Raw genomic sequence first — 23,419 nt, 5'->3', positions numbered from 1 at the left:
CCTCGGTCATGATATCCGTTCTCCTGTAGCAGTGTTCAGACGATCGTCGATCTCGGCGACCAGGGCGGGCAATCGATCCGCCGAGGTGGGCCTGCCGAGGTGGTAACCCTGCGCACGACTGCACCGCAGTTCCCGCAACGTCATCATCGTCACCTCGTCCTCCACTCCCTCTGCCGTCACCGACAATCCCAGCGTACGGGCGAGTTCGACGGTCGATCGCACGATGGCTGCGTGCGCGGAGTTGTGGGCCATACCCCCGATGAACGTCTTGTCTATCTTGAGCTCCTGCACCGGCAACCGCTCTATGTAGGCGAGCGAGCTGTACCCCGTGCCGTAGTCGTCGATGGCGACCTGCACACCCATCGCGTGAAGAATCGACAGCGTCTCGATCGCGCCCGCCGGATCGGTCATCGCCGATGACTCGGTCACTTCCAGGGTCAATCGACCTGGAGGGCAATCGAATTGCTGCAGCGCCGCGCTCACCTGCTCGATCAGGGTGTCGTCGAACAGATTGCGAGTCGAGATGTTGACGGCGATGCTCAACTCCAGCCCCTCGGCCATCCACCGCCCGCGTTGGGCGAGGGCATGGGTGAGGACGTAGCTCGTCAACGGCCGGATCAGTCCGGTGCGTTCGGCGGTGGGCAGGAACGCGCTCGGGGACAGAACGGAGCCGTCGGGGTGGTGCCACCTCAGTAGCGCCTCCACGCCCACGATCCTCATGGAGGTGAGGTCGACCTGGGGTTGGTAGTGCAGTCGTAGCTGGTCGGATTCGAGAGCAGTGTTGAGCTCGCCGAGCATGATGAGTTGTTCGCTCTTGTTCCGGTCCATCGATCGGTCGTAGAACGCGATGCGCGACTGAGTCGCCTTGGCGGCCTGAACGGCGAGGTCTGCGTGCTGCACGAGGCGATCCGGTGTGGTCTCGTCCGCACCCTCCACGGCCGGGGAAGTCGACGCGACGCCGACGCTCGCTTCGATCAGCAGGGTCGTGTTCCCCACCGCGAAGGGTGTGGTGAATCGGTTCTGAATCTCGCGCGCCAGCGCGGCCGGATCCATCGACTCCGACGGCCCGCACAGGGCGAACTCGTCACCGGCCAAGCGCGCCAACAGGATCGAGTCGTCGGCAACGCCTCTCAGGCGCTCGGCGACCGCCACGAGGACGCGGTCGCCGAGACCGCGTCCGAACGTGTCGTTGATCTCCTTGAAACGATCGATATCGACAGTCAGCAAGGTCGACTCACCGGCATTGCCCCAGACGCGATGTTCCAGGGCACGGAGATTGGCGAGGCCGGTGAGGTGGTCGCTGTCGGCGACGGCGCGCAACTGGACCGTTTGGGTGTGCAACAACCGCAACAGGTCGGTGATGCGGAAGATCACCAGAATCACCAATGCCCCGGCGCAGAGCAGCACCGCCCAGCCCCACTGGGCAATCGGTTCTTCGCGAAGGACCTCGATGACCATCACGACGGGCGCGGTCAGGGTGGCCGCGGTCAGGACGACGACCGTGGGGGTGGTGAAGGACGCCATCAGGTGGGCGTCGGACTCGATGTTCGGGTTGGTGATGCGCCGCATGGACGGGTGGAGGGCGGCGACGCCGATGAGGACGTAGGAGATGGTCCATCCGACGTCGAACAACGACCGTTCCGACGAGGATTCCGTGACCATCGAGAAATTGTTCACGGTGTCGGTGATTACCAACAGCAGAACTGCTGCTGTCAGCAACCGGTAGGACAACGCGCGCCACTGCCGCGAGCCGACGAAGTGGGCCAGTAGCCCCAGCAGGAAGATGTCCATGGCGGGGTACGCGACGTCGACCAGACCGGCGATCCCCGAGCTACCGCCGTCGCCGAGCGACGGCTGTACGGCGAACACCCAGGTGAGCAGTCCGAATGCGACCATGATGATGGCGCTGTTGGCGACGTGGCCGCGTTCGCTCGCCCGCCACTTGTGACGCGCCAGGAGAAACAGGCCGAAACCGTAGACCGGATAGCCGACGAGGTAGACCGCGTCTGCGAGCGACGGATCCGGGACGCTGCCCCGGGTGATGTGGATCCACTCGTAGACGATGTCACCGATCACCCACAGGCCTGTTCCTGCGGCGATGGCCAGCCACGCCGTGCGGTTCCGTGGCCGGTGCATTCTGGTGCCGATGACAGTCGCGGCGACGGCGGAGGCTCCGACGAGCACGAAGACCGACTGGCCCCAGACTGTGGTCGGGGCCACGAAGTAAGCGGCGCAGCCGACTGCGCCGAGCACTGCGTACCACCGCCACCAGGCCGTCACGATTTTCTCCAGCCGTTCACGCCGATCCGACGGCTTCAACAATGGCACACTCGGTGATCTGGGTCACTTCGTGCACCCTATTGCTCGGGTTGTGCACGACGAGAATGTCGGTAGTACGTGCGAGCATGGATCGATGGAGTCGACTGCCCAGAACCTGGCGAGCATCATGCACGCCGACCTCGACTCCTTCTATGCCTCGGTGGAGCAGCGCGACGATCCGCGACTCCGTGGAAAGCCGGTCATCGTGGGCGGGGGAGTGGTGCTCGCCGCCAGCTACGAGGCCAAGGCGTTCGGGGTGCGCACGGCGATGAGCGGTGGTCAGGCGCGTGCGGTGTGCCCACAGGCCATCGTGGTCCCGCCGCGCATGGCGGCGTACTCGCAGGCCAGCAAGGACGTGTTCGACGTCTTTCACGACACCACGCCGTTGGTGGAGGGCATCTCCATCGACGAGGCGTTCCTCGACGTCGGCGGTCTCCGCAAGATCTCGGGCAGCGCCCTCGAGATCGGGGAGCAACTGCGTCGGGACGTGGCCGAGCAGGTGGGACTGCCGATCACTGTCGGGATCGCGACCACCAAGTTCCTGGCGAAAGTGGCCAGCGCTTTCGCCAAGCCAGACGGTCTACTCCTCGTTCCGCCCGGCGGCGAACTCGAGTTCCTGCATCCACTGAACATCGAAAGACTGTGGGGCGTCGGCAAAGTGACCGCCGAGAAGCTGCACGTCCTCGACATCAGGACCGTCGGCGATATTGCAGCCTACGGCGAGCGGTCGTTGGCCTCGGTGCTCGGCAAGGGCGCAGGTGCGCACCTGTACGCGCTCGCCATGGGCCGGGATCCGCGACGCGTCCAACCCGGAAAGTCGCGCAGTTCCATCGGCGCACAGCGAGCACTCGGCCGCGGCAGGCACGACGCGTCCGAGGTGGAGGCCTCACTGATCGGTCTCGTCGATCGCGTCACGTACAGGATGCGGGGCGCGCAGCGAACCGGTCGAACTGTCATGCTGCGCTTGCGTTTTGCCGACTTCACCCGCGTCACCCGGTCGCACACACTCGATCGTGCGACCGCCGACACCCGCGACATCCTCGATGCCGCACTCGAACTGCTCCGCGACGCGGCACCGCTGATCGCGGAGAAGGGCATCACCCTCGTCGGGGTCACCGTCTCGAGTATCGACAAGGGCGGAGCGGAGCAACTGGAGTTGCAGTTCGACCCACCGTCGGTGCGGACGCCGCCGGAGGCATCGGCGCTCGACCGCGCGCTCGACGGGGTGCACAAGAAGTTCGGATCCACCTCGCTCACCCGCGGGGTGCTGCTCGGGCGTGATCCGGGAATCTCGGTTCCCCTGCTGCCCGACTGACTACCTGCGGACGGACGGGTGCACCCGAAAGCCCGTGGGCATCATGGTCAGTCGTTCCACGACCTGCAGGCGATACGACGGGTCGGCTCGCAGATCGAAGCGCTGCAGAATGGTTCCGAGTATCAGGACCGCTTCGTGAATGGCGAATTGCCTTCCGATGCACGCGCGTTCGCCGGTTCCGAACGGTTTGTAGACGTGCGCCGGGCGCGCCTTGATGCGTGCGGGTAGAAAATTGTCGGGATCGAAATCCTGGGGACGCTCACCCCACACCGGATCTCGATGCAGAGCCGTCACCAGCACGATCGCCCAGTCTCCTGCAGCCATCCGGTAGCCGTCGCCGACGACGGTCTCGGCCCGCGCTCCTCGCCCGAACGCGGGAACCGTCGGCCACAGGCGCAATGATTCGTCGAGGACTCGGCGGACGTACCGCAGCTTCGGCACCTGGCCGAACTCGGGCTTGTCGCTACCCCACACCTCGTCGACCTCGGCGCGGGCGCGCTCGAAGACCTCTGGATGGGTTGCCAGGTAGTACAGCGCGAACGACAGTGCGCCGGAGGTGGTCTCGTGCCCGGCGATCAGGAACGTCAGGATCTGGTACCCGATGTTGGCTTCGCTCAGTGCATTCGGATTGTCGGCATCGCGAGCCGCGTCCATCATGATCTGCAGCAGGTCGGTGAACTCGTCGGTGGATCGGCGCCTGGTCCGTACGACGTCCGCGAGCACGTCGGCCAGATACTGCTTGTTGTGCGCGTAGGTGCGGTCCGACCGAGCGAACAGGGGCTTGGCGAACGCAGGGATCTTCAGCAACGACCGCCGCTGGTTGTACGTCAGAGCGCCGACCATGGCGGAGACGAAAGGATGCGGCTCGGTTCGCTCGAACGACCCGAAGCTGTAACTGAATCCGGTGCGACCGATGGTCTCGAGCGTCAGCTTCGTCATGTCCGAGGACACGTCGGTCGTCGCACCTGCGCGCGAGCGATCTTCCCAGTGCGCGATCAGATCGTCTGCGACGTCGACCATGATCTCGTGATAACCGCGCATGGCACCGGCGGTGAACGCTGGACGCAACAGGTCATGCGCCCGTTGCCAATTCGGCTCGTGGTTGTAGGCGGTGAACAGCCCGTCGGCCCCGATGTCTCGGAGGTTCTCGACGCCGGGAGGTAGGAATTTCTCGAACCGCTTCTCGTCGCACAGTTCGCCCGCCACGTCGGCACCTGCGGCGAAGACGAAGCGTCGGCCGAGGATGTTTCGCTCGAACATCGGGCCGAGGCGCCCGGCCAGGGCGGTCGAATCCTGGATGGGGGTGCGGGGATCGACGCCGACGATGTCACCGAGCACGGGAATTCGGTACGGGGGATGAGGTAGAGCGACGTTTCGTACCGCGAACTCTGTCGACATCGCCACTCCATGGTTTCGCTTGTTGAATCGGTGTCTAATAGTGACCGTACTCACTGTTGAACTCGTGTCAAGTAACATTCGAGGCCCATGACTCGAAAGCGGATGACTCCAGCGCAACGGCGGGCGCAGTTACTCGAGATCGGCTCGGCACTGTTCGCCGAGCGGCCCTACGAGGACGTGTGGATCGAGGAGGTTGCCGATCTTGCGGGCGTCTCACGCGGGCTGATGTACCACTACTTCCCGTCCAAGCGGGAATTCTTCGTCGAGATCGTGCGCACCGAATCCGAGCGCAATCTCGAAGTCACCGCACCGGACACCTCGCTTCCGGTCCTCGAGCAGATTGCTGCCGGGCTCGATGCCTACATCTCCTACGTCGACGAGCACGCGCACGGCGTCCGAGCCGTCAACCGCGGATCCCTGCTGGGAGACCGAAAGATCGACGACATTCTCACGCACGAGTTCGAGATCCAGCAGGAGCGGATCCGGGCTGCTCTGCCCGCGAAATTTCGCGACGACGACATGGTCCGCATCGCGCTGCGCGGGTGGGTGGCCTTCGTGCGAGCGGTGTGCTTGGACTGGGTGGAGCACAGAACTGTCGACCGAGAACAGGTCCGTGCGGTGTGTCTACGTGCTGTGGCAGGTCTTCTCGAGGTGTGAGCTGCGGGGTTATCGTCGACGCATGTGCCGAAACATCACCACCCTGCGAGGCTTGGAACCCCACGCCACCGACGAGGAGATCGAAGCGGCGGCGCGTCAGTACGTCCGCAAGATCAGCGGCGTGCAGAAGACATCCGACGCCACCCGTGACGCCTTCGAGTCGGCCGTCGCCGAGGTGACAGCCACGACGCACCGGCTCCTCGACGCGCTGCCGGAGCGGCGTCAGCCACCGCCCACGGTGCCGCCGTTGAGGCGTCCCGAAGTGCAGGCGAGGATTGCGGCCAAGGCCGGTTCGTGAAGGTCGCCTCCTAGAGGGTGCTGTCCGGCGGCACTGCGGGGAGTCCCTCGCTCACGCGGAGCTTCTCGGCCATCGAACTGAGCAGGTTCTGGGATTCCTCGGACAGGTCGAATGCCCGAGCGGACAGGCGGCGAAGGCCGTATCCCTGCAGTCTGTTGAGCAGTTCGAGGTCGTGATCGACCTTGGACGCGTAGATGTTGTCGAAGAAGTAGTCGGGCTTGACCTTGAAGAACGCGGCCAGCGCCGTCACGGTGTCCGCGGACGGGTTCGCGCGCTGCCCCGATCGCAATTGCGAGATGTACGGCTTGGAAATCTGGTGCCCGCGCCGGGCGAGGGCATCGGCGACCTCGGCGTTGGTGTGTGGCTTGCGTCCGGGCGGGTGGATCGTGGAGAACAGATGGTTGAGACGTGCGGCGAAATCAGCGGACATCGGGGGAGTGTGTGCCTTCCTGATACAGCCGCTGCCCACCCGGGCAGATCGGCCCGCCCCGGACCGCACCGGCTCATACTATCCGCTGTTTCGGCACCGGTGAACCATGGCTGACCTGCAGAAACCCACTCGAAAATCGTACTGATCGGTTTCGTGTCGGACCTGGATGCGCAGCGCGGGCGCGATCCGGGCTGTATCGACAAGTTTGGATCGAACGAATGGTTTTCCGCAGAATCGGACGCGTGATCGGAGCCCCGGTGGCAGACTGACTTGCCAGGCGAAGGGGGCAAAAATGACCGATCGTCGACGACGGACGTTCGATTCACGAGACGGTGACGCGGAGGTGGTCGAGCCGCTGCTGCGCGCGGTGCTGTCCTATGCCCCGCGCGATGAATCGCCCATGCCGCACCCCTCCGAGGGGATCACCCTGCGGGCAGAGAACGGCTCCGGTGCTGTGCGGCTCGAACTTGCCATCGCAGACGAACTGGGCGCAGGTATCCCAGGACCGTTCGGATCCCGGTTCTACGAATGCGGATCGTTCGAAGTCGTTGTCCCTCAACGAGATCCACGAGACGGCGCGCTTCTGATGATCCACCTGCTCGACGCACGAGCGCCGCACCGGTTCGAATTCGCGACGTCGATGCCGCCGCAGTGGAGCCTGCGGCTCGAGCGTGACGGCTCGGTAACCGTACTCGACGACCATGGCGATGCAGTGATATTCATCGGTCGCCCATGGGCTTTCGACTCCGATCTGCATTCGGTTCGCGTGCACTACACCATCGAGAACGGTCGACTGGTGCAGAACATCCGAGCCACCGCGGACACCGCGTATCCCATTCTGATCGACCCCGACCCCGATGCGATCATCGCCGGAGACGGCAGACTGATCACCGAGACCTGGACTCCTCGACTGGTGGTCGGTGGCGTCGTCGAGGATGCACCACCGAAATTGCTGTCCAGCTGACACTCTCGGTGCGGGACGGGATTCAGAACGGATCGTGCTGAATGTGTTCCATCGGCGTGCCCACTTTGCGGAGGGCATAGAGCGTCGTGCGCACCATCGCCGGCGACCCGCAGATCTGAATCTGCCGATCGGCCCACGAGCCGAACCGGGTGACCACCTTGCCCACCGGGCCGTGCAGACGGTGGTGCATTCCCCACGGAAGTTCGCGCGGCTGACCCGAATACCACCACGGGTTCTCGAGCTCCTCGGTCACCGGTACGACCGTCAGCCACGGGTTCGACAACGACAACTGCCAGAGGGTGTCCAGATCGTAGAGGTCGCACGGATACGTCCCGCTGACGAACAGGTGCACTCGCGGATTGTTGCTGCGCTGCGCCATTTCCATCACCTGCGCGCGCAGTGGAGCCAGGCCGGTACCGCCCGCGATCATCAACACGTCCTCGCGAATCGCGCGATCGATGTGCATCCCGCCCAGGGGTGGACTGATGGACCAGCGATCACCCACCGCGGTCTCGGTGACCATCGCCGGAGACACCCAGCCACCGGAGACGCGTCGAACATGGAACTCGATCTCTCCGTACGGGTTGCTGGGGATGGCAGGAGAGAGGTAACGCCAGAGTTTGGGTCTCTGCGGAATCTGCACGCTGACGTACTGCCCGGGGAAGTACGGGATCTCGCCGTCGGTCTTCAACCGCACCACCGCGAGGTCGTCGAGAAGCCGCTGATGTTCGACGACGGTGGCACTCCAGAACGGCGGTAGTTCGTCGTTGTCCGCGGCGTCGGCCATTGCGTTGCTCACCACGGTGAGGGCGTCCGTCCAGGCCGTCTCGACCTCGTCGGTCCACACCTCGTTGCCGGCAAAGGCACGGAAGGCGCTGATCAGAGCCGAGCTACCCGCGCGAAAGTGTGCGCCCGAGATTCCGTGCTTGCGGTGGTCCCGGCCGAGTTGCTCGAGGAACGGTTCGACCCGGTCGGTGTCGTCGAGATGCTCGAAGACATAGCCGAGTGCCAGCACGAAGTGTTCGCGCAACGCGTCCATCGATGCTGGGAACAGGGTGCGGAAGTCGGGGTACTCGGCGAAGAGATGGGCGTAGAAGGACCTGGACAACCGCGCCGGGCCGTCCTGCGCGGCCACGACGGATTTGAAACCGGTACGGACCAGGGAGATCGTGCGTGCGTCGAGCAACCTCCACCCCCACCGATTGACACTGTCGACCGTCACCAAAGTAGACCGATCGAGACTGTCGCGCGAGAGGGCTTCACCGTCGTGCTTATTTTGCCCAGCCAGAGCTGCACAAAACGCGCTCGAGAAAGTCAAGGTTGAGCGGAACAGACTCAACTTGTCTATGGTTGTACCGAGCGACACGCAAGAACCATTCGAGAAAGAAGGTGACCGGTGGACAGTTTCACTCCCACCACGAAGTCGCAGGCTGCACTGTCGTCTGCTCTGCAGGCCGCATCCGCGGCCGGCAACCCGGATATCCGTCCGGCACATTTGTTGGTGGCGTTGCTCGATCAGACCGACGGCATCGCCACACCCTTGCTGAAGGCCGTCGGCGTCGACCCTGCAACGGTGCGTCGAGAAGCGCAGAACCTCGTCGACCGCCTGCCCTCGGCATCCGGCTCGACCACCACTCCGCAACTCGGCCGTGAAACCCTCGCCGCGATCACCGCTGCGCAGCACCTGGCCACCGAACTCGACGACGAGTTCGTCTCCACCGAACACATCATGGTGGGGCTTGCGACCGGAAGCGACGACGTCGCCAAGCTCCTGACCGGCCATGGAGCCGGACCCAACGAGCTGCGCGACGCCTTCCAGGCCGTCCGTGGCAGCGCCCGGGTCACCAGCGCAGATCCCGAGAACACCTACCAGGCGCTGGAGAAGTACAGCACCGACCTGACCGCGCTGGCCCGAGAAGGCAAGCTCGATCCCGTCATCGGACGTGACACCGAGATCAGGCGCGTCGTGCAGGTCCTGTCGCGGCGCACCAAGAACAATCCGGTGCTCATCGGTGAGCCCGGCGTCGGCAAGACGGCGATCGTCGAAGGGCTCGCCCAGCGCGTCATCGCCGGTGACGTCCCGGAAAGCCTGCGCGGCAAGACCGTCGTCTCGCTCGATCTCGGTTCGATGGTCGCCGGAGCGAAGTTCCGTGGCGAGTTCGAGGAGCGGCTCAAAGCCGTGCTCGACGACATCAAGAACTCCGCCGGTCAGGTCATCACGTTCATCGACGAGCTGCACACCATCGTGGGAGCCGGCGCGACCGGCGAATCCGCGATGGACGCGGGCAACATGATCAAGCCGATGCTCGCCCGTGGTGAACTGCGTCTGGTCGGTGCGACGACCCTCGAGGAGTACCGCAAGTACATCGAGAAGGACGCCGCGCTCGAACGGCGCTTCCAGCAGGTGTACGTCGGTGAGCCCTCGGTCGAGGACACGGTCGGCATTCTCCGCGGACTCAAGGAGCGCTACGAGGTGCACCACGGCGTCCGGATCACGGACTCCGCCCTGGTCGCCGCGGCAACCCTGAGCGATCGGTACATCACCGCCCGGTTCCTGCCGGACAAGGCCATCGACCTCGTCGACGAGGCGGCGTCCCGTCTGCGCATGGAGATCGACTCACGCCCCGTCGAGATCGACGAGGTCGAACGCGCCGTCCGTCGCCTCGAAATCGAGGAGATGGCCCTGGCGAAGGAGACCGACGACGCGTCGAAGGCTCGGCTCGACAAGCTTCGCCAGGAGCTGGCCGATCTGCAGGAGAAGCTCGCCGGACTCAGCACACGCTGGCAGAACGAGAAGAACGCCATCGACTCGGTGCGGGTACTGAAGGAGGAGCTCGAGAACTTGCGCGGCGAATCCGACCGTGCCGAACGTGATGGCGATCTGGGTCGGGCCGCCGAGCTGCGCTACGGACGTATCCCGACTCTGGAGAAGGAGCTCGCCGCCAAGACCGAGGCATCGCCTGCTCAGGGCGACGTGATGCTCAAGGAAGAAGTGGGCCCGGACGATGTCGCCGACGTCGTCGCGGCCTGGACCGGAATTCCGGCGGGCCGGATGCTCGAAGGTGAGACCGCCAAGCTGCTCCGCATGGAGGACGAGCTCGGCAAGCGAGTCGTCGGACAGAAGGACGCAGTACAAGCGGTGTCCGACGCCGTCCGACGCTCCCGCGCCGGGGTGGCCGATCCCAACCGTCCGACGGGATCGTTCCTGTTCCTCGGACCCACCGGAGTCGGTAAGACCGAGCTCGCAAAAGCGTTGGCGGAGTTCCTCTTCGACGACGAACGCGCGATGGTGCGCATCGACATGAGCGAGTACAGCGAGAAGCATGCCGTCGCTCGTCTGGTCGGTGCGCCTCCGGGGTACGTCGGCTACGAGGCCGGTGGACAGTTGACCGAGGCGGTACGCAGGCGGCCGTACACCGTGGTGCTCTTCGACGAGGTCGAGAAAGCGCACCCGGACGTGTTCGACATCCTGCTCGCAGTGCTGGACGAAGGCCGGCTCACCGACGGCCAGGGCCGGACCGTCGACTTCCGCAACACGATCCTGATCCTCACCTCCAACCTCGGTGCCGGTGGCACCAAGGAACAGGTGATGGACGCGGTGCGGCGTTCGTTCAAGCCCGAGTTCGTCAACCGTCTCGACGACGTGGTGGTGTTCGACGCCTTGTCCGAGGACCAGCTCGAGTCGATCGTGGACATCCAGCTCGGCTTCCTCACCAAGCGTCTTGCCGCTCGACGTCTGACGCTGGAGGTGTCGTCGCCGGCGAAGATGTGGCTCGCGGCCAGGGGCTACGACCCGCTCTACGGCGCCCGCCCGCTGCGGCGACTGATCCAGCAGGCCATCGGCGATCAACTGGCGAAGCTGCTGCTCGCCGGGGATGTGCACGACGGCGACGTGGTGTCGGTCAACTCGAGCCCGGACGGCGAACGCCTGATCCTGGGGTGACCGGTCTACGAGACGGGCCCGCACGAGCACTGCTCGTGCGGGCCCTTTCTGTGTCGTCACCAGCGGTCTACCGGGTAGGTACCCTCGTGGAATGACGAATCCGGACGACCCGCGATCACCTCGAGAACGCGATCAGGACGCGGCACGCCAGGCGGAGTCATCCGAGCCGACCCAGGACCACGGTCAGCCGTACCTCGGAGCTCAGCAATATCCGGACGCCCAGCAGTATCCGGATGCCCAGCAGTATCCGGATGCTCAGCCGACGGAGGCGTATCCCACCCAGGCTTACCAGTACCCGCCGCAGGGAAATCCAGATCCACCGGCCTACCCGCAGGGCTATCACCCCACGCAGGCACTTCCGCCCTACGACCCCGATCAGCAGGCGGCAGCGAACCAGGCCTACGGCCAGACCCAGCAGTACGGCCAGGCACAGCAGTACGGCCAGGCACAGCAGTACGGCCAGGCACCGGGATACGACACTCAGCAGTTCGGCCACACTCAACAATTCGGACAGCCCCCGCAGTACGGGGCACCGCCGCCCCCGGGGGAACCGAACTCCGCCGACGCGGGCAGCAAGGGTCCCCGGCCGTGGGTGCTGGCGTTGATCGGACTCGTCGTCCTCGCCATCGTCGTGGTCTTCGGAATTTCGTTCCTGAGCGGGGGATCGGACGAGCCCAGCACCACTGCCACCGGTCCTTCGACATCGACGCCGATCAGGCCACCCACGTCCAGCGCGCCCACGACCACCCCGCAGCCCACCGAGTCGGGTGCCGCCACCACGCCCGAGCTGATTCCAGGGGGCATTCCCGAGATACTCGGTCAGCTCGGTTCGTCGGCCGGGACGATCACCGCGAACGACGGTTCGACCCTGACACTCGACGGCCTCGACGGCGCTCAGGTCACGGTGCAGACCACACCCCAGACCCAGATAATTTCGTTGTCCGGTAGCGATCTGGCGTCGCTGCCCGTCGGCGGTTTCGTCGTGGTGCAGGGCGAGCCCGTCGAGGACGGGACTATTCGCGCGAACGTCGTCATCGAAACTCCGAGTTTGGGCGGATGAGCAACTCGGGTTGTTCCAGTGATCGTTCACAGGACCCGGCGGTGGTGGGCAGTGACGGCGTGGATGTCGATTAAGGTGGTGCGCGATGACGGCAATGTGGTTCGGCCTGGCGGCGATTGCACTGATAGGTGCAGTGGCCCTGCTCTACATCGACAGGTCCAAGCGAGATCAATCCGGGCGGCTGCGGCAGATGTGGGCCAAAGCGCAAGGGTACGAGTATCGATCGCACGATCGAGACCTCGTCACTCGGTTTTCCCGGGCGGCCCTGTCCAAGCCCGAATTCGACGTCGCTCTCGGCGTGGTCACCGGTGTTCGACGCGGTGAGGAGTTCGTACTCTTCGACGTCGAGGAGACGGGGACCATCGTGGCCGTGCAGCGCTCGGTCGGTTCCGATGTCGACATCGATCTGCGGCCCCGCTCGACGCCACCGCCCCGCGACGAGGACATGGAACTGCTCGGTTCCATCGGCCCGCGCGTGGTGTTCGCAACCGACGTCGATATCGCTCGTCGTGTGTGCGACCAGCGGATGGCCGCATTCACCGAGTCGATCCCGGCGAATCTACAGCTGTTGTGGAGCGAGCAGGACTGGACTCTGGGATCTCTGCCACTGAACAGTTCGGGCCGCGATTGGGATGCTGCGATCGACGCGGTCGCGCGCCTGTCGGGCATGCTGCACGTACTGCCTCCCGTCCGCGGAAGTGCGGTCTACGGCGCTCGCGCAGGCGGCGGCGAGCCCGGCCGCGATCGAAGCGATCCCGGCAGGCCACTGGTGCACGAAACGCGTGCTCAGCAGGCACGTATGCCGCAGGATCAGCAGCCTCGGGTGTCCGAACCGCGCATCCAGGCCGTGCGCGGTCCGGAGCAGCGCAGCCCCGAGCCGGGGACGCCTGCACCCCGAACACCGGAGCCACGCGTTCAGCCACCTCGGGTCCCCGAACCCCGTGTTCAGGAGCCCCGCCCACAGGAGCCGGGTCGTCGGCCTCGTCCGCCCAGGCCCGATGCGGCCGGTCCGCAGGCGGCACGATCGGCCGATGCGTCGCGTCCAGTTCCGCGTCCGCCCGTGGCACGCCCCATTCCGTTCGACTCGGAGCGCCGACGCAATCAGCCCTGATGTCCTTCGGGCGTGTTTACGGGCGCAGAAGCGCTTACGCGGCTAAATTCGTACCCTGTGACGGTTTCCTCGGGTGTGGTTGCGGCAGTTCTGGTGCTCATCGTGCTGGTGGTCGGGTACATGGCCATCGTGGTGCGTCGACTCGGTCGGTACGGCGAGCAGACCGAACAGAGTCTGCGGCTGGTCGATGTCGAAGTGGAGCGACGTCACGAGCAGCTCGGCCCGTTCCTTGCCGCCGCGGAGACCACCGAATTGTCCGGTGATCTGCTTCGTCAGCTCGGCGGTGCACGTTCGTGGTCGAAGGCCGTGCGCGAGCGCGGACTGGGTCTACAAGCGCAGGCCGCCGCCGAGAACGCGCTGTCCGCCGCCTTTCATGCCGTGCTCGCCGACGCCGATGCGCGTCGAACTGCGTTGGGCAATTGGGCGTTCCAGGGCCCGGCCGGAGAACTGAACGTCACCGAACGCCGCATCGCCGGCGCGGTGCGCGTGTACAACGACAACGCATACCGCCTGTCGCAGGCGGTCGGAAGCTTCCCGTCCTCGCTCGTCGCCAAGTCTCGCTCGCTGACCGCCCCGGAACCGTTCGTGGAGACGAAGGAAGTACAGGACGAGCAGCCGTCCGCGAACGTCGCCGTGTAGTCGACACCGCCCATGCCGCGGGAGCGGCGCAACACGTCGGTGGGTAAGTTCGTATCGACCCGCCCGACTCTGTGGTGAGACGAGAGGAACCCGAACATGGCCGAGCATGCCGTGAATGCGGACCGGCAGGAGCTGGCCGATCTGGTGAAAGAGCTTGCCGTCGTGCATGGGAAGGTCACGTTGTCGTCGGGCAAGGAAGCCGACTACTACGTGGATCTGCGTCGGGCGACTCTGCATCATCGGGCGGGTGCGCTGATCGGCTCGTTGATGCGTGATCTGGTTGCCGACTGGGATTTCGTGTCGGTCGGCGGTCTGACGATGGGGGCAGATCCGGTGGCGATGTCGATCATGCATGCCCAGGGGCGTCCGATCGATGCATTCGTGGTGCGCAAGGCCGCCAAGGCGCACGGCATGCAGCGTCAGATCGAGGGACCGGACATCGTCGGCAAACGTGTTCTGGTGGTGGAAGATACGACGACGACCGGCAATTCGCCGCTCACGGCTGTCGCAGCATTGCGGGACGCAGGCGCGACGGTCGTCGGAGTGGCCACGGTGGTGGACCGGGCGACCGGAGCGGACGAGGTCATCGCCGCCGAGGGACTCGAATATCGATCCCTGCTCGGCTTGGCGGACCTCGGCTTGTAGCCCCGGTTGCGAAAGAGCCCGTCAGCGAACGAGTTGCGCGACGACCACGAAGTTGTCGTCGGTGGGTTCGCCGCCCTGAACGTCACAGTTGGCCAAGATCAATCGCCCGGGCACCGAACGTCGTAGTTCGTTGTCGGCCAACAGCGATCCCTTCGGTAGCGGACCCACCGACTCGACCGCGTACTCCAGGGTGCCGCTCGGTGTTCGCAGCACGACGGTGTCGCCCTGCGCCACTACCCGCAACGCCTTGAACGGGGCGTCGCGTTTCGAATAGTTGTGTCCGGCAACCACTACCGTCTGTTCGGTGGAGGTTCCCGGCATGCCGCTCTCGGCCCACCAGGCCGGTAGCTCGTCCACCGGGTTCAGTACCTGGCCGCTCTCGCCGCCGCGGTAGAGCGGGTCGGGATGGATGGGGCTGCTCAGATAGGTCGTGCCGTCCGAGGATCGGAGCTCGATGTACTCGGGCTGAGCGGGAGCGACGTCGCTCGCCGGGGCAGCCGCAGAGATCTGTGACTGCACCGGCGAGCGATCTGGTGCGGCGACCCCGACTTCGTCACTCGCGCAACCTGATACGAGGAGAACGAAGGTCAGGATCGCCGACCACAGCCAGCGGGTGTTACGAGGTGGCATCGGTGGAGCTGCGACGACGCAGGTAGAACGCTCCGCCTGCTGCCGCGACCACGACCACGCCGACTCCGGCGAGAATCACCGGAGTGTTGGACGAGCTGTCCGACCCGCCCGACGCCTCGTCGGAAGAATCGCCGAGAGCGAGATCGACCGGCGGCAGTTCGCCGGCAACGCTGACGACGCCGTTCTCGTCGGTGGTGAAGTAATCCGCGACGGTGAACGATCCGTCCTCGTTCTTGACGCCGACGAGGGAGACGCCGGTCTTGTCGACGACAACGGTGGTGTCGTCGACCTGAGTGACGGGAACGTCTTCCTTCACGGTGCCACCGAGGTTGATGGTCCAGCTGAACTTCGGTCCGCTCGCGGCCAATTCGGCTGCTTCGGCCTTCAGATCGGCTTCTGCCTTGGCCTTCTCGTCGGCGGTGGCCTTTGCAGCAGTTGCTTCATCCTGAGCGTTCTTCATTGCGGCTGCTGCGGCGGTGGCCTTCTCCTTGGCCGCGGTGACGGCGTCGGTCTTGGCCTGAAGATCTGCATCGGCGGCCAGAACTGCGGCGTCGGAGTCCACGACTGCCTGTGCGGCGTCGGCTGCGGCCTGCTCGAGGTCTGCGATGTCGGCATCCGACGGCGCGGCGTCGAGGGCAGCCTGGGCTGCGGTTGCCGCTTCCGCCTTGGCGTCGGCGTCTGCCTTGGCCGCATCTGCTGCGGTTCGGGCGTCGGCTGCGGCCTTCTCGGATTCGGTCTCCTCGCCTGCGGCAGCCTCGGCTGCGGCTTCGAGGTTCACGGCATTCTGCTCGGCCATTGCGGCTACTGCGGCTGCAGTCTGTGCTTCGACGTTCAGTGCCAGCGACTTCGCGGCAGTGGCAGCGGCAGCGCGAACTGCAGCGGTCACCTTGGCGAGGTTGAAGTTCTTGAACGAATCCTGAACGGCGGTAACGGAATCCGCGAGGGCCTTGTTCGACGCGTCGGCCTCGACCCTGGCGGTAGCGGCAAGTTCGGCCTTCGCGTCGGCGTCCGCGCGGGCCGCCTCGGCTTCGGCAGTAGCTTCGGGATCACCCGAGACGGCTGCGGCCTCGAGCTCGACGGCCAGCTCTTCTGCTGTCTCGGCATCGGCTGCCGCCTGATCGGCTGCGGCCTTGGACTCGTCCGCCGCGGTCTGCAGCTCGGCTGCGGTGTTCTTGGCTGCGGTGACCGCAGCGCTTGCAGCCTGGCTCTGAACTTTGGCTGTCGCAGCCGCCGTGACGGCAGCCTTTGCCTTGACATCGGCTTCGGCGGCGGCAACCTCGGCCTTGGTGGCGTCGCTACTCGCGGCAGTGTCGGCGGCCTTGGCTGTGTCGAGGCGTACCTGAGCGGCGGCAGATGCTTCAGCGGCGAGCTTGCTTTCTGCTTCCGCGTCGGCAATTGCCTTCTTTTCGGCGTCGGAGAGCTGCGGGATGATGTCGAGGTTGACCGTCGCGGTGCCGTCGTCGTTCATGACGATGCCGGGAACGATCTGAGGCAGGGGGCGAACGGCCGAGGGGGCTTCGGGGGCCGGTACGGCGGCTGCGGCGGCTGCGGCGGCATCTTCCGGCGTCACCGACGGGACCGGTGCTTCGATTTCCCCGTCGACGGAGGCGTCGACTTGACCTTCGGCGGTGCCGGATCCTTCGGCACCTGAGCCCTCTTCTTCGGTCGGAGCTCCGGATTCGGGACCGCCTTCGGTGGCCGGCTGCTGCTGTTCTTCGGAGCTGTCCGGTGTGTTGGGCTGCTCCTGCGCACTGGCAATTCCCGGTGCGGCGATGGAGAGGGACAGTGCCATGGCGGCCCCGGCAGCGGCGAGGCGCGCCTTCTTGGACCTGGCGATCGACTTCTGCGACATGGAGATTGTGGCCCTTCGGTCAGTGGCAGCATCGTGCTGCACGCACCCGTCCTCCCACGCGGAACGGGTGTAGTTGGTGAGTCACACGAACAACTGTGATGACTGGACCGTAAACCAACCGGCCGGTCTCGGGAACCCCTGAAGGCTTTACCTGAGAATTGGTTATGAAAGTGTTACTGATGAGACGCATGTGACTGGAGGGGATGTCGACATGGGTCGACGGCCGAGATGCACCCATCTCAGCCGTCGTGAAAACCCTTTCTGATGAGCGGAATTCAGTCGCCGACCGTCACCGCGCGGGCCTCGTCGATGCTGTGAGGTGCAGGTTCGTGATCGTCGACGTGGGCGAGCACCTTCCGGCCGGTCGCGAGTACCACGATGGCAAGGGCGGTGCAGGCGGCACCCACCCAGAACGGAACGTGCATGTTCGACTCGCCCAGTTTGCCGGCCAGGTAGGGAGCCGCGGCTCCGCCGGTGAAACGAACGAAGCTGTAGGCCGCCGACGCTGTCGACCGCTCGACCGGTGCCGAGATCATGACGGTCTCGGTGATCAGGGTGTTGTTGACGCCGAGGAACAACCCGGCCACGACGGTTCCCACGATCAGAACGGTCTTGTTCTCGGTGAACATCGCCATGACGCCCAGGTCGACGGCGAACAGCAGCAGCGCCAGCATCATCATGTTCAGCGTTCCGAAGGCTCGCTGCAGCTTCGGTGCGATGAACACCGACGCCACAGCCAGGCAGAGACCCCAGCCGAAGAAGATGAAGCCGATCGAGTACGTGCCCATGTCCAGGGGGAAGGGTGTGTAGGCGAGCAGGGTGAAGAACCCGTAGTTGTAGAGCAACGCGGTGATACCGACGGTGAGCAGACCGCGATGCCGAAGGGCTCGGAACGGATCGAGGATCGAGGTGGTGTGCGCGGGCTTCGGAGTGTCCGGGAGCATGACGATGAGCAGAATGAACGCGACGGCCATCAGGGCGGCGACGCCGAAGAACGGTCCACGCCAGCTGAACCCGCCCAGGACGCCGCCGACGAGGGGACCGGTCGCGATACCGATACCCAGCGCGGCCTCGTAGAGGATGATCGCGCGTGCAACGCCGCCGGACGCCGCGCCGACGATGGTCGAGAGCGCCGTGGCGATGAACAGCGCATTGCCCAGTCCCCAGCCTGCGCGGAAACCGATGATCTCGCCGACCGATCCGGATGTGCCTGCCAGGGCTGCGAAGACGACGATGATCGCCAGGCCGACCAGCAATGTGCGCTTCGGGCCGAAGCGGCTGGACACCACTCCGGTGATCAGCATCGCGACGCCGGTGACGAGCATGTAGCTGGTGAACAGCAGTGACACCTGAGACGGCGAGGCATTCAACTGTTCGCCGATGGGTTTGAGGATGGGGTCCACGAGGCCGATGCCCATGAAGGCGATGACGCTGGCGAACGCGACAGCCCACACCGCACGCGGTTGCTTCAGGAGACTGTCGGAGGAGGTGTTGGCGGTCACGAAAGAGTTCCTCTCATTCCGTGATCGACGGGTTCGAGGATGCTGCGAAGCTCGCTCAAGCCGTCGGTCAGTTTCTGGATCTGTTCTGGGTCGCGGTCGGACAGGTAGGGGACCAGTCCGTCGACGAGGTGGCGTCGACCGTCGGCGAGCCAACGATGGCCGGCCTCGGTCATCTCGACGAGCACGGCGCGTGAGTCGTCCGGGTCGGATCGTCTGGTGACGAGGTCGGCGTTGCTCAGCTTGGCGAGCAACGCCGTCGCCGATGGTTGGGAGCATCGGTCGAGCTCGGCGAAGGTGCTGATCCGCAGCGGCTGATACTCCTCGAGCAACGACAGGGCTCGCATCCATGCTCGCGGCCATTCGTCGCTGCCGAACCGGGCGGCCAATCGGACGAAGCGCGACGAACTGGTGACCAGCTGCGAGAGGAGGTCCCTGATGTCTTCGTCGGAGTGGCTCACCGATTTATTGTTACATACACTAACTATCTATCGCAACGGCGAGCGTGAGCCCGACGAGTGACACGGGAGCAGTCAGTGCTGGCGGAGGAGATCGGCGATGTCACGATCCCATTCGGCATCGCGCCTGAGGTCGTAGCGGAAACGCATCAGCAGATAGGTGCCGACGAGAAGGGTCGCCATCAGCACCCAGCTACCGACGGCACCGAAGATGGATGCGGCGACGACATCGGACGATGTCAGCGGCCGCACGCTCAGGTCGCCACTGTCGTCGACCCAGATCGGGGTGGTGGTTCCGACCGGAGAACCGGTGTCGACGCTGACGCGTCCGGTGTGTTCGACGCCCCGGTAGACCCACCGCGAGTCGACGGCGGTCGCAGCAGCGCCGGACGCGCCGAACTCGGTCGACGAGACCGGTGCAACTTCTGCAATGTCCGTGGTGGTCGCTGTGACCTGGTGGATCGAGCCGCGCTGATCCTCCAGTCGTTGTTGCTGATCGGCGTGGGTACCGAGCCCGATCCACAGGGACACCGGAATCATGACGATCAGCAGTGTGGTGACCCAGTGCTTGATGCGCGCCTGGCGGACATCGCAGTCACGGAGCAGGGGATTGGGGTAGCCGGCGAGGTCGGCGCGTCCCGAACGGTGCTGCCCGGTGAGTTTGCGGCGCATGATGGTCCCCACTGCCTCGAAATGATCCGACCGACCGTTCCACGATGCCGACGCGACCTGCGAGTATCAAGCGATAGGGGTCAGCGTCACATGTGACGGTCGTCGTGATGGGCTGTGGAGGTGGCGAAGTTGAAGAGTGATCGGATGCGGCGTGCTCGCGTCGCCGCGCTGGTTGCAGGCGGGGTCACGGCGGTCGGTGCGTGGACGGGTTCGATGCCGTTGCAGCGCATCGCCAAGCCTCTGATCGGTCCTGCGCTGGCCTGCGGGCTCGATCCGGCCAGGGATCGGGTGCTGTTGGCCGGTCTCGCGGCTGCCACCGTCGGCGATGTTCTGTTGATCGACCCCGACGACGATTCCGCCCTGGAATGGGGTGCCCGTGCGTTCGCGATGATGCAGTGCACCTACACGTATCTGCTGGTGCGTCGGGGTGCGCGTCCGGCGCTGATCGACGCGATTCCGCGGTACGCAGGGTGGGCTGCAGCGGCGGCGCTACTGGCCAGGCGTCAGCCCGCGGTGGCGTCGACCCTGACGGCATACGGTGCAGTGCTCGCGACCACGTCGACGCTGTCTGCTCGTTCCGTCTCGCGCGGCGGTGATCGGAGGCTGGTGATCGGCGGCGTTCTGTTCACCGTGTCCGACGCCCTGATCGTGTTCAGGCGACTGTTTCTGACCGAGGACCGTCGGCGCCGTGCTGCGGAGGCGGTGGTTCTGTCGACCTATGTGGCGGCGCAGGTGTTACTCGTCGAGGCCTTGGCTTCGGGGTAGCAGCAGCACCCGCTCACGATGGGCGGGGTCGACGCGGACGGCGATGACCGTGCCCGGCTCGAATCGCGAGGTGTCCGACTGCGGGATGTCGTAGACGATCTTGCCGAAGTAGCTGCCCGACCCGGGCACGGTGAATTCGAGGTCCAGTTCGGCGGTGTCGTCGTCGATGCGGCGGATGGCATCCACCGTTGCCCATCCCTCGACGCCGTGTTCGATCAATTCCTTCTGCTCACGCGTGGGTCGTCCGGCGATCATCATTGCCAGGCCGAGTGCTGCGCCGAACCCGGCGACCAGGGCCGCCAGCTGGTAGGGAAGCGTCCCGGGGGGAGTTCGCTTCATCAGCCAACCTATCCAGATCGCCAGCACGATTGCATAACCGATCGTCACGAAGACGACGGATCGGACGATTCTCGTGTTGTTCACTTCGGTGCTCCTGGGTCGCTGAAAGCGACTGATCGATATTCGACGATAGGGGTTACCGGTAAGTAGGGTTACATGTACGGTGATCGATGTGACTCGACCAACTGTCTTCATTTCAGGCGCTGCAGCCGGCATCGGCCGCGCAACTGCTCTCAAGTTCGCTGCTAACGGCTACCTCGTCGGTGCGTACGACATCGACGAGACCGGCTTGGCATCGCTCGGCAAGGAAGCTGCTTCGCTCAGCGGGTGCGTGGTTACCGGCACCTTGGATGTAACCGACTCCGACCAGTGGGAAACCCGGTTGAAGGAGTTCGTCGGGGAGGGCGACGGTCGACTCGACATTCTGATCAACAACGCCGGAATTCTCGCCGCGGGTGCCTTCGAGGACATGCCGCTGTCGGTGCACCGTCGTCAGATCGACATCAACTTCAACGGCGTCATCTACGGCACTCACGCCGCCTTCCCGTATTTGAGGGACACGGCCGGTGCTCAGGTCGTCAACCTGTGCTCGGCGTCGGCCATCTACGGTCAGCCCGAGTTGGTGACCTACGGCGCGTCCAAGTTCGCGGTGCGCGGCATCACCGAGGCATTGGATCTCGAGTGGAGCAAGTACGACATCGCGGTCAAGGCCATGTGGCCGCTTTTCGTCCAGACAGCGATGACCCAGGGTGTCTCGACGGGCACGACGAGCTCGTTGGGTATCAAGCTCACCGTCAAGGATGTGTCCGACGCGATCTTCGACGCGACCCGTCCGGTGAAGCGTCGGTTGCACAAGGTGCATTTCCCGGTCGGCCTGCCGTCCAAGGCGCTCTCGCTCGGGTCACGATTCTCGCCCGCTTGGCTCACTCGTGAGGTCAACCGGCGCCTGAGCCACACCTAGAACCTCTCGCCGAACGATGCCGGCGGTGCGCCGGTATCGTCGGTCGTCGGAGTGATCGGTGTCGGAAGGTGGGTCGGGTTTTTTTCATGCTGAGTACGTGGGGTTCGAGCAGAGCACGGCACATGGGTACGTTTCGAGCCTGGTTGGTGGTGATCGGGGCCGGTACGGCGCTCGTTCTCACCGGGTGCAGCAGTGAGTCCGCTGCCCAGCCCCCGTCGCCTGCGTCGGCCACCACCCTCGCGCCGACAACCACGACGGCAACCACGACCTCTGCGCCGGCGACGACCACGGAAGAAGCGCTCCCGCCGCCACCGCCTCCGGTCGAGCCTCCGCCGCCCACCGCGGAACCGCAGACGACGTACGCCCCCATCGGCGGCGCGTACTACTTCAGTTCTCCCGACGGTCTGTTCCAGTGCGGCATCGTGCCGCTGTCCACCCGCACCGAAGCCGGGTGCCAGGGCACCACCACTCCGGTTCCGCCGAAGCCCGAGGATTGCATGATCAACTGGGGCAACGGAATTCGTGTCACCAACGACGGTCCGGCGGCGTTCATGTGCTCCGGCGGCGTGGTGTACACCTCGGGTGGGGACACGATCGATCCACCGCTGGCGGTGGGTGCGACCATCGCCGGAAACGGGTTCACCTGCACGTCCGCGGAGAACGGCATCTCGTGCGTCGACGATGCGACCGGACACGGCTTCCGCATCGCACCGGACAGCAACGAAGTCTATTGAGCGGCGACAGCAACTCTGTGCCGGAGGACGCAGGACCCACCGAGTGGGGCGAGCACCCCCACGGCGTCGGACCGTGGGCCGACACCCACGCAGAACCGCCACCCGACGATCCGCGCTTGGATCCGGAACTGCTCGCCGGCGGTGACCGCCGCAACGTCGTCGACGCATATCGCTACTGGCGACGCGAGGCGATCGTCGCCGACATCGACACCCGACGGCATTCGCTGCACGTGGCCATCGAGAACTTCACCAACGACGCCAACATCGGCACGGTGGTGCGCACCGCGAATGCCTTCGCGGCACAGTCGGTACACATCGTCGGGCGGCGTCGATGGAACCGCCGCGGCGCGATGGTCACCGATCGTTACCAGCACATCCATCACCACGATTCGGTGGAGGAACTGATGGCGTTCGCGGCGGACGCGGGCCTCGTGGTCGTTGCCGTCGACAACACCCCCGGGTCGGTGCCGATCGAGACGGCGGAGTTGCCGCGCCATTGCTTGCTGCTCTTCGGCCAGGAAGGACCGGGCGTCACCGACAGTGCCCGCGACTCGGCGTCGATGACGGTATCGATCGCCCAATTCGGTTCCACTCGCAGCATCAATGCCGGTGTTGCCGCCGGAATTGCCATGCACTCGTGGATTCGGCGGCACGCGGACCTGGGCGCTGCGTGGTGAGCCCGCATCGATTCCGGGGCGGGATGTAACGAATCGGCAACGGTAGTGGCAGG

At 65.2% G+C, this 23,419-nt stretch carries 23 protein-coding genes; 13 read left to right on the top strand and 10 right to left on the bottom strand.

Going from position 1 to position 23,419, the window contains the following annotated elements; all coding sequences use genetic code 11:
* Nucleotides 1–6: 6 nt before the first annotated feature.
* Nucleotides 7–2,280, bottom strand: a complete 2,274-nt coding sequence (locus MTX34_RS25940; protein ID WP_243608658.1) for a bifunctional diguanylate cyclase/phosphodiesterase — start codon at nucleotides 2,278–2,280, stop codon at nucleotides 7–9.
* 133 nt (nucleotides 2,281–2,413) lie between these two features.
* On the opposite strand from MTX34_RS25940, the gene dinB reads away from it, so the two are divergent.
* Nucleotides 2,414–3,634, top strand: coding sequence for a DNA polymerase IV (gene dinB, locus MTX34_RS05030; RefSeq protein ID WP_243608657.1), 1,221 nt, complete (start codon nucleotides 2,414–2,416; stop codon nucleotides 3,632–3,634).
* Here the strand turns inward: dinB and MTX34_RS05025 are convergent, their stop codons facing one another.
* Nucleotides 3,635–5,032 carry a cytochrome P450 gene (locus tag MTX34_RS05025; RefSeq protein ID WP_243608656.1) on the bottom strand — a complete coding sequence of 466 codons (1,398 nt, stop codon included), beginning with the start codon at nucleotides 5,030–5,032 and terminating at the stop codon, nucleotides 3,635–3,637.
* Nucleotides 5,033–5,119: 87 nt separating this feature from the next.
* Between MTX34_RS05025 and MTX34_RS05020 the strand changes: the two genes are divergently transcribed.
* Both MTX34_RS05020 and MTX34_RS05015 read left to right on the top strand, forming a co-directional pair.
* Nucleotides 5,120–5,689: a TetR/AcrR family transcriptional regulator gene (locus MTX34_RS05020; RefSeq protein WP_243608655.1), complete on the top strand. Its 570-nt coding sequence runs from the start codon at nucleotides 5,120–5,122 to the stop codon at nucleotides 5,687–5,689.
* A 22-nt stretch (nucleotides 5,690–5,711) separates the two neighbouring features.
* The gene (locus tag MTX34_RS05015; RefSeq protein WP_243608654.1) at nucleotides 5,712–5,987 is read left to right on the top strand and encodes a DUF2277 domain-containing protein; all 276 of its coding nucleotides are present in this window, start codon (nucleotides 5,712–5,714) and stop codon (nucleotides 5,985–5,987) included.
* A gap of 10 nt (nucleotides 5,988–5,997) precedes the next feature.
* Here MTX34_RS05015 and MTX34_RS05010 read toward each other — a convergent pair whose 3' ends face one another.
* On the bottom strand, nucleotides 5,998–6,417 hold the full coding sequence (locus tag MTX34_RS05010) for a helix-turn-helix domain-containing protein (RefSeq protein ID WP_243594622.1): 420 nt from the start codon (nucleotides 6,415–6,417) through the stop codon (nucleotides 5,998–6,000).
* 292 nt (nucleotides 6,418–6,709) lie between these two features.
* On the opposite strand from MTX34_RS05010, the gene MTX34_RS05005 reads away from it, so the two are divergent.
* Nucleotides 6,710–7,381 carry a hypothetical protein gene (locus tag MTX34_RS05005; protein ID WP_243608653.1) on the top strand — a complete coding sequence of 224 codons (672 nt, stop codon included), beginning with the start codon at nucleotides 6,710–6,712 and terminating at the stop codon, nucleotides 7,379–7,381.
* Nucleotides 7,382–7,403: 22 nt separating this feature from the next.
* On the opposite strand, the gene MTX34_RS05000 is transcribed toward MTX34_RS05005, so the two are convergent.
* Nucleotides 7,404–8,603 (bottom strand): globin domain-containing protein, encoded by a 1,200-nt coding sequence (locus MTX34_RS05000; protein ID WP_243608652.1) that lies wholly within the window; start codon nucleotides 8,601–8,603, stop codon nucleotides 7,404–7,406.
* A 174-nt stretch (nucleotides 8,604–8,777) separates the two neighbouring features.
* Between MTX34_RS05000 and clpB the strand changes: the two genes are divergently transcribed.
* The 5 genes from clpB to pyrE all read left to right on the top strand — a co-directional run bounded on the left by clpB (nucleotide 8,778) and on the right by pyrE (nucleotide 14,779).
* Nucleotides 8,778–11,324 carry an ATP-dependent chaperone ClpB gene (gene clpB / locus MTX34_RS04995; protein WP_243608651.1) on the top strand — a complete coding sequence of 849 codons (2,547 nt, stop codon included), beginning with the start codon at nucleotides 8,778–8,780 and terminating at the stop codon, nucleotides 11,322–11,324.
* A gap of 91 nt (nucleotides 11,325–11,415) precedes the next feature.
* Nucleotides 11,416–12,384: a DUF5666 domain-containing protein gene (locus MTX34_RS04990; RefSeq protein WP_243608650.1), complete on the top strand. Its 969-nt coding sequence runs from the start codon at nucleotides 11,416–11,418 to the stop codon at nucleotides 12,382–12,384.
* Between the two features lie 94 nt (nucleotides 12,385–12,478).
* Nucleotides 12,479–13,495, top strand: a complete 1,017-nt coding sequence (locus MTX34_RS04985) for a hypothetical protein (RefSeq protein WP_374638893.1) — start codon at nucleotides 12,479–12,481, stop codon at nucleotides 13,493–13,495.
* A 57-nt stretch (nucleotides 13,496–13,552) separates the two neighbouring features.
* Entirely contained in the window at nucleotides 13,553–14,134 is a 582-nt protein-coding gene (locus MTX34_RS04980) for a LemA family protein (protein WP_243608648.1), read from the top strand.
* A 96-nt stretch (nucleotides 14,135–14,230) separates the two neighbouring features.
* On the top strand, nucleotides 14,231–14,779 hold the full coding sequence (gene pyrE, locus MTX34_RS04975; protein ID WP_243594615.1) for an orotate phosphoribosyltransferase: 549 nt from the start codon (nucleotides 14,231–14,233) through the stop codon (nucleotides 14,777–14,779).
* Between the two features lie 21 nt (nucleotides 14,780–14,800).
* Here the strand turns inward: pyrE and MTX34_RS04970 are convergent, their stop codons facing one another.
* From MTX34_RS04970 to MTX34_RS04950, 5 genes are all read right to left on the bottom strand, one after another.
* On the bottom strand, nucleotides 14,801–15,298 hold the full coding sequence (locus tag MTX34_RS04970) for a class F sortase (protein WP_243594565.1): 498 nt from the start codon (nucleotides 15,296–15,298) through the stop codon (nucleotides 14,801–14,803).
* A 97-nt stretch (nucleotides 15,299–15,395) separates the two neighbouring features.
* Entirely contained in the window at nucleotides 15,396–17,261 is a 1,866-nt protein-coding gene (locus MTX34_RS04965; RefSeq protein ID WP_243608647.1) for a hypothetical protein, read from the bottom strand.
* A gap of 275 nt (nucleotides 17,262–17,536) precedes the next feature.
* Nucleotides 17,537–18,763, bottom strand: a complete 1,227-nt coding sequence (locus MTX34_RS04960) for an MFS transporter (protein ID WP_243608646.1) — start codon at nucleotides 18,761–18,763, stop codon at nucleotides 17,537–17,539.
* A complete protein-coding gene (locus tag MTX34_RS04955) occupies nucleotides 18,760–19,221 on the bottom strand; it encodes a MarR family transcriptional regulator (protein ID WP_243594562.1) in 462 nt (153 codons plus the stop codon). Before MTX34_RS04955 ends, MTX34_RS04960 begins: the two co-directional genes overlap by 4 nt.
* A gap of 72 nt (nucleotides 19,222–19,293) precedes the next feature.
* Nucleotides 19,294–19,890, bottom strand: coding sequence for a hypothetical protein (locus MTX34_RS04950; RefSeq protein WP_243608645.1), 597 nt, complete (start codon nucleotides 19,888–19,890; stop codon nucleotides 19,294–19,296).
* Between the two features lie 144 nt (nucleotides 19,891–20,034).
* On the opposite strand from MTX34_RS04950, the gene MTX34_RS04945 reads away from it, so the two are divergent.
* Entirely contained in the window at nucleotides 20,035–20,655 is a 621-nt protein-coding gene (locus tag MTX34_RS04945) for a lysoplasmalogenase family protein (RefSeq protein ID WP_243608644.1), read from the top strand.
* On the opposite strand, the gene MTX34_RS04940 is transcribed toward MTX34_RS04945, so the two are convergent.
* The gene (locus MTX34_RS04940; RefSeq protein WP_243608643.1) at nucleotides 20,626–21,078 is read right to left on the bottom strand and encodes a DUF3592 domain-containing protein; all 453 of its coding nucleotides are present in this window, start codon (nucleotides 21,076–21,078) and stop codon (nucleotides 20,626–20,628) included. The two genes, MTX34_RS04945 and MTX34_RS04940, sit on opposite strands and share 30 nt — an antisense overlap.
* Before the next feature lie 88 nt (nucleotides 21,079–21,166).
* Here MTX34_RS04940 and MTX34_RS04935 point away from each other — a divergent pair, with 88 nt between their 5' ends.
* The 3 genes from MTX34_RS04935 to MTX34_RS04925 all read left to right on the top strand — a co-directional run bounded on the left by MTX34_RS04935 (nucleotide 21,167) and on the right by MTX34_RS04925 (nucleotide 23,366).
* The gene (locus tag MTX34_RS04935; RefSeq protein WP_243608642.1) at nucleotides 21,167–21,955 is read left to right on the top strand and encodes an SDR family oxidoreductase; all 789 of its coding nucleotides are present in this window, start codon (nucleotides 21,167–21,169) and stop codon (nucleotides 21,953–21,955) included.
* 122 nt (nucleotides 21,956–22,077) lie between these two features.
* Nucleotides 22,078–22,689, top strand: coding sequence for a DUF6636 domain-containing protein (locus tag MTX34_RS04930; protein WP_243608641.1), 612 nt, complete (start codon nucleotides 22,078–22,080; stop codon nucleotides 22,687–22,689).
* Complete coding sequence (locus tag MTX34_RS04925) at nucleotides 22,686–23,366, top strand: TrmH family RNA methyltransferase (protein WP_243608640.1); 681 nt, start codon at nucleotides 22,686–22,688, stop codon at nucleotides 23,364–23,366. Before MTX34_RS04930 ends, MTX34_RS04925 begins: the two co-directional genes overlap by 4 nt.
* Nucleotides 23,367–23,419: the final 53 nt, after the last annotated feature.

Source organism: Rhodococcus sp. ARC_M5, from assembly GCF_022810405.1.
In the GTDB taxonomy this organism is placed as follows: domain Bacteria; phylum Actinomycetota; class Actinomycetes; order Mycobacteriales; family Mycobacteriaceae; genus Rhodococcoides; species Rhodococcoides navarretei.
Note: the sequence above shows the minus strand (reverse complement) of the source record. Positions and strands in the feature narration are given on the sequence as shown.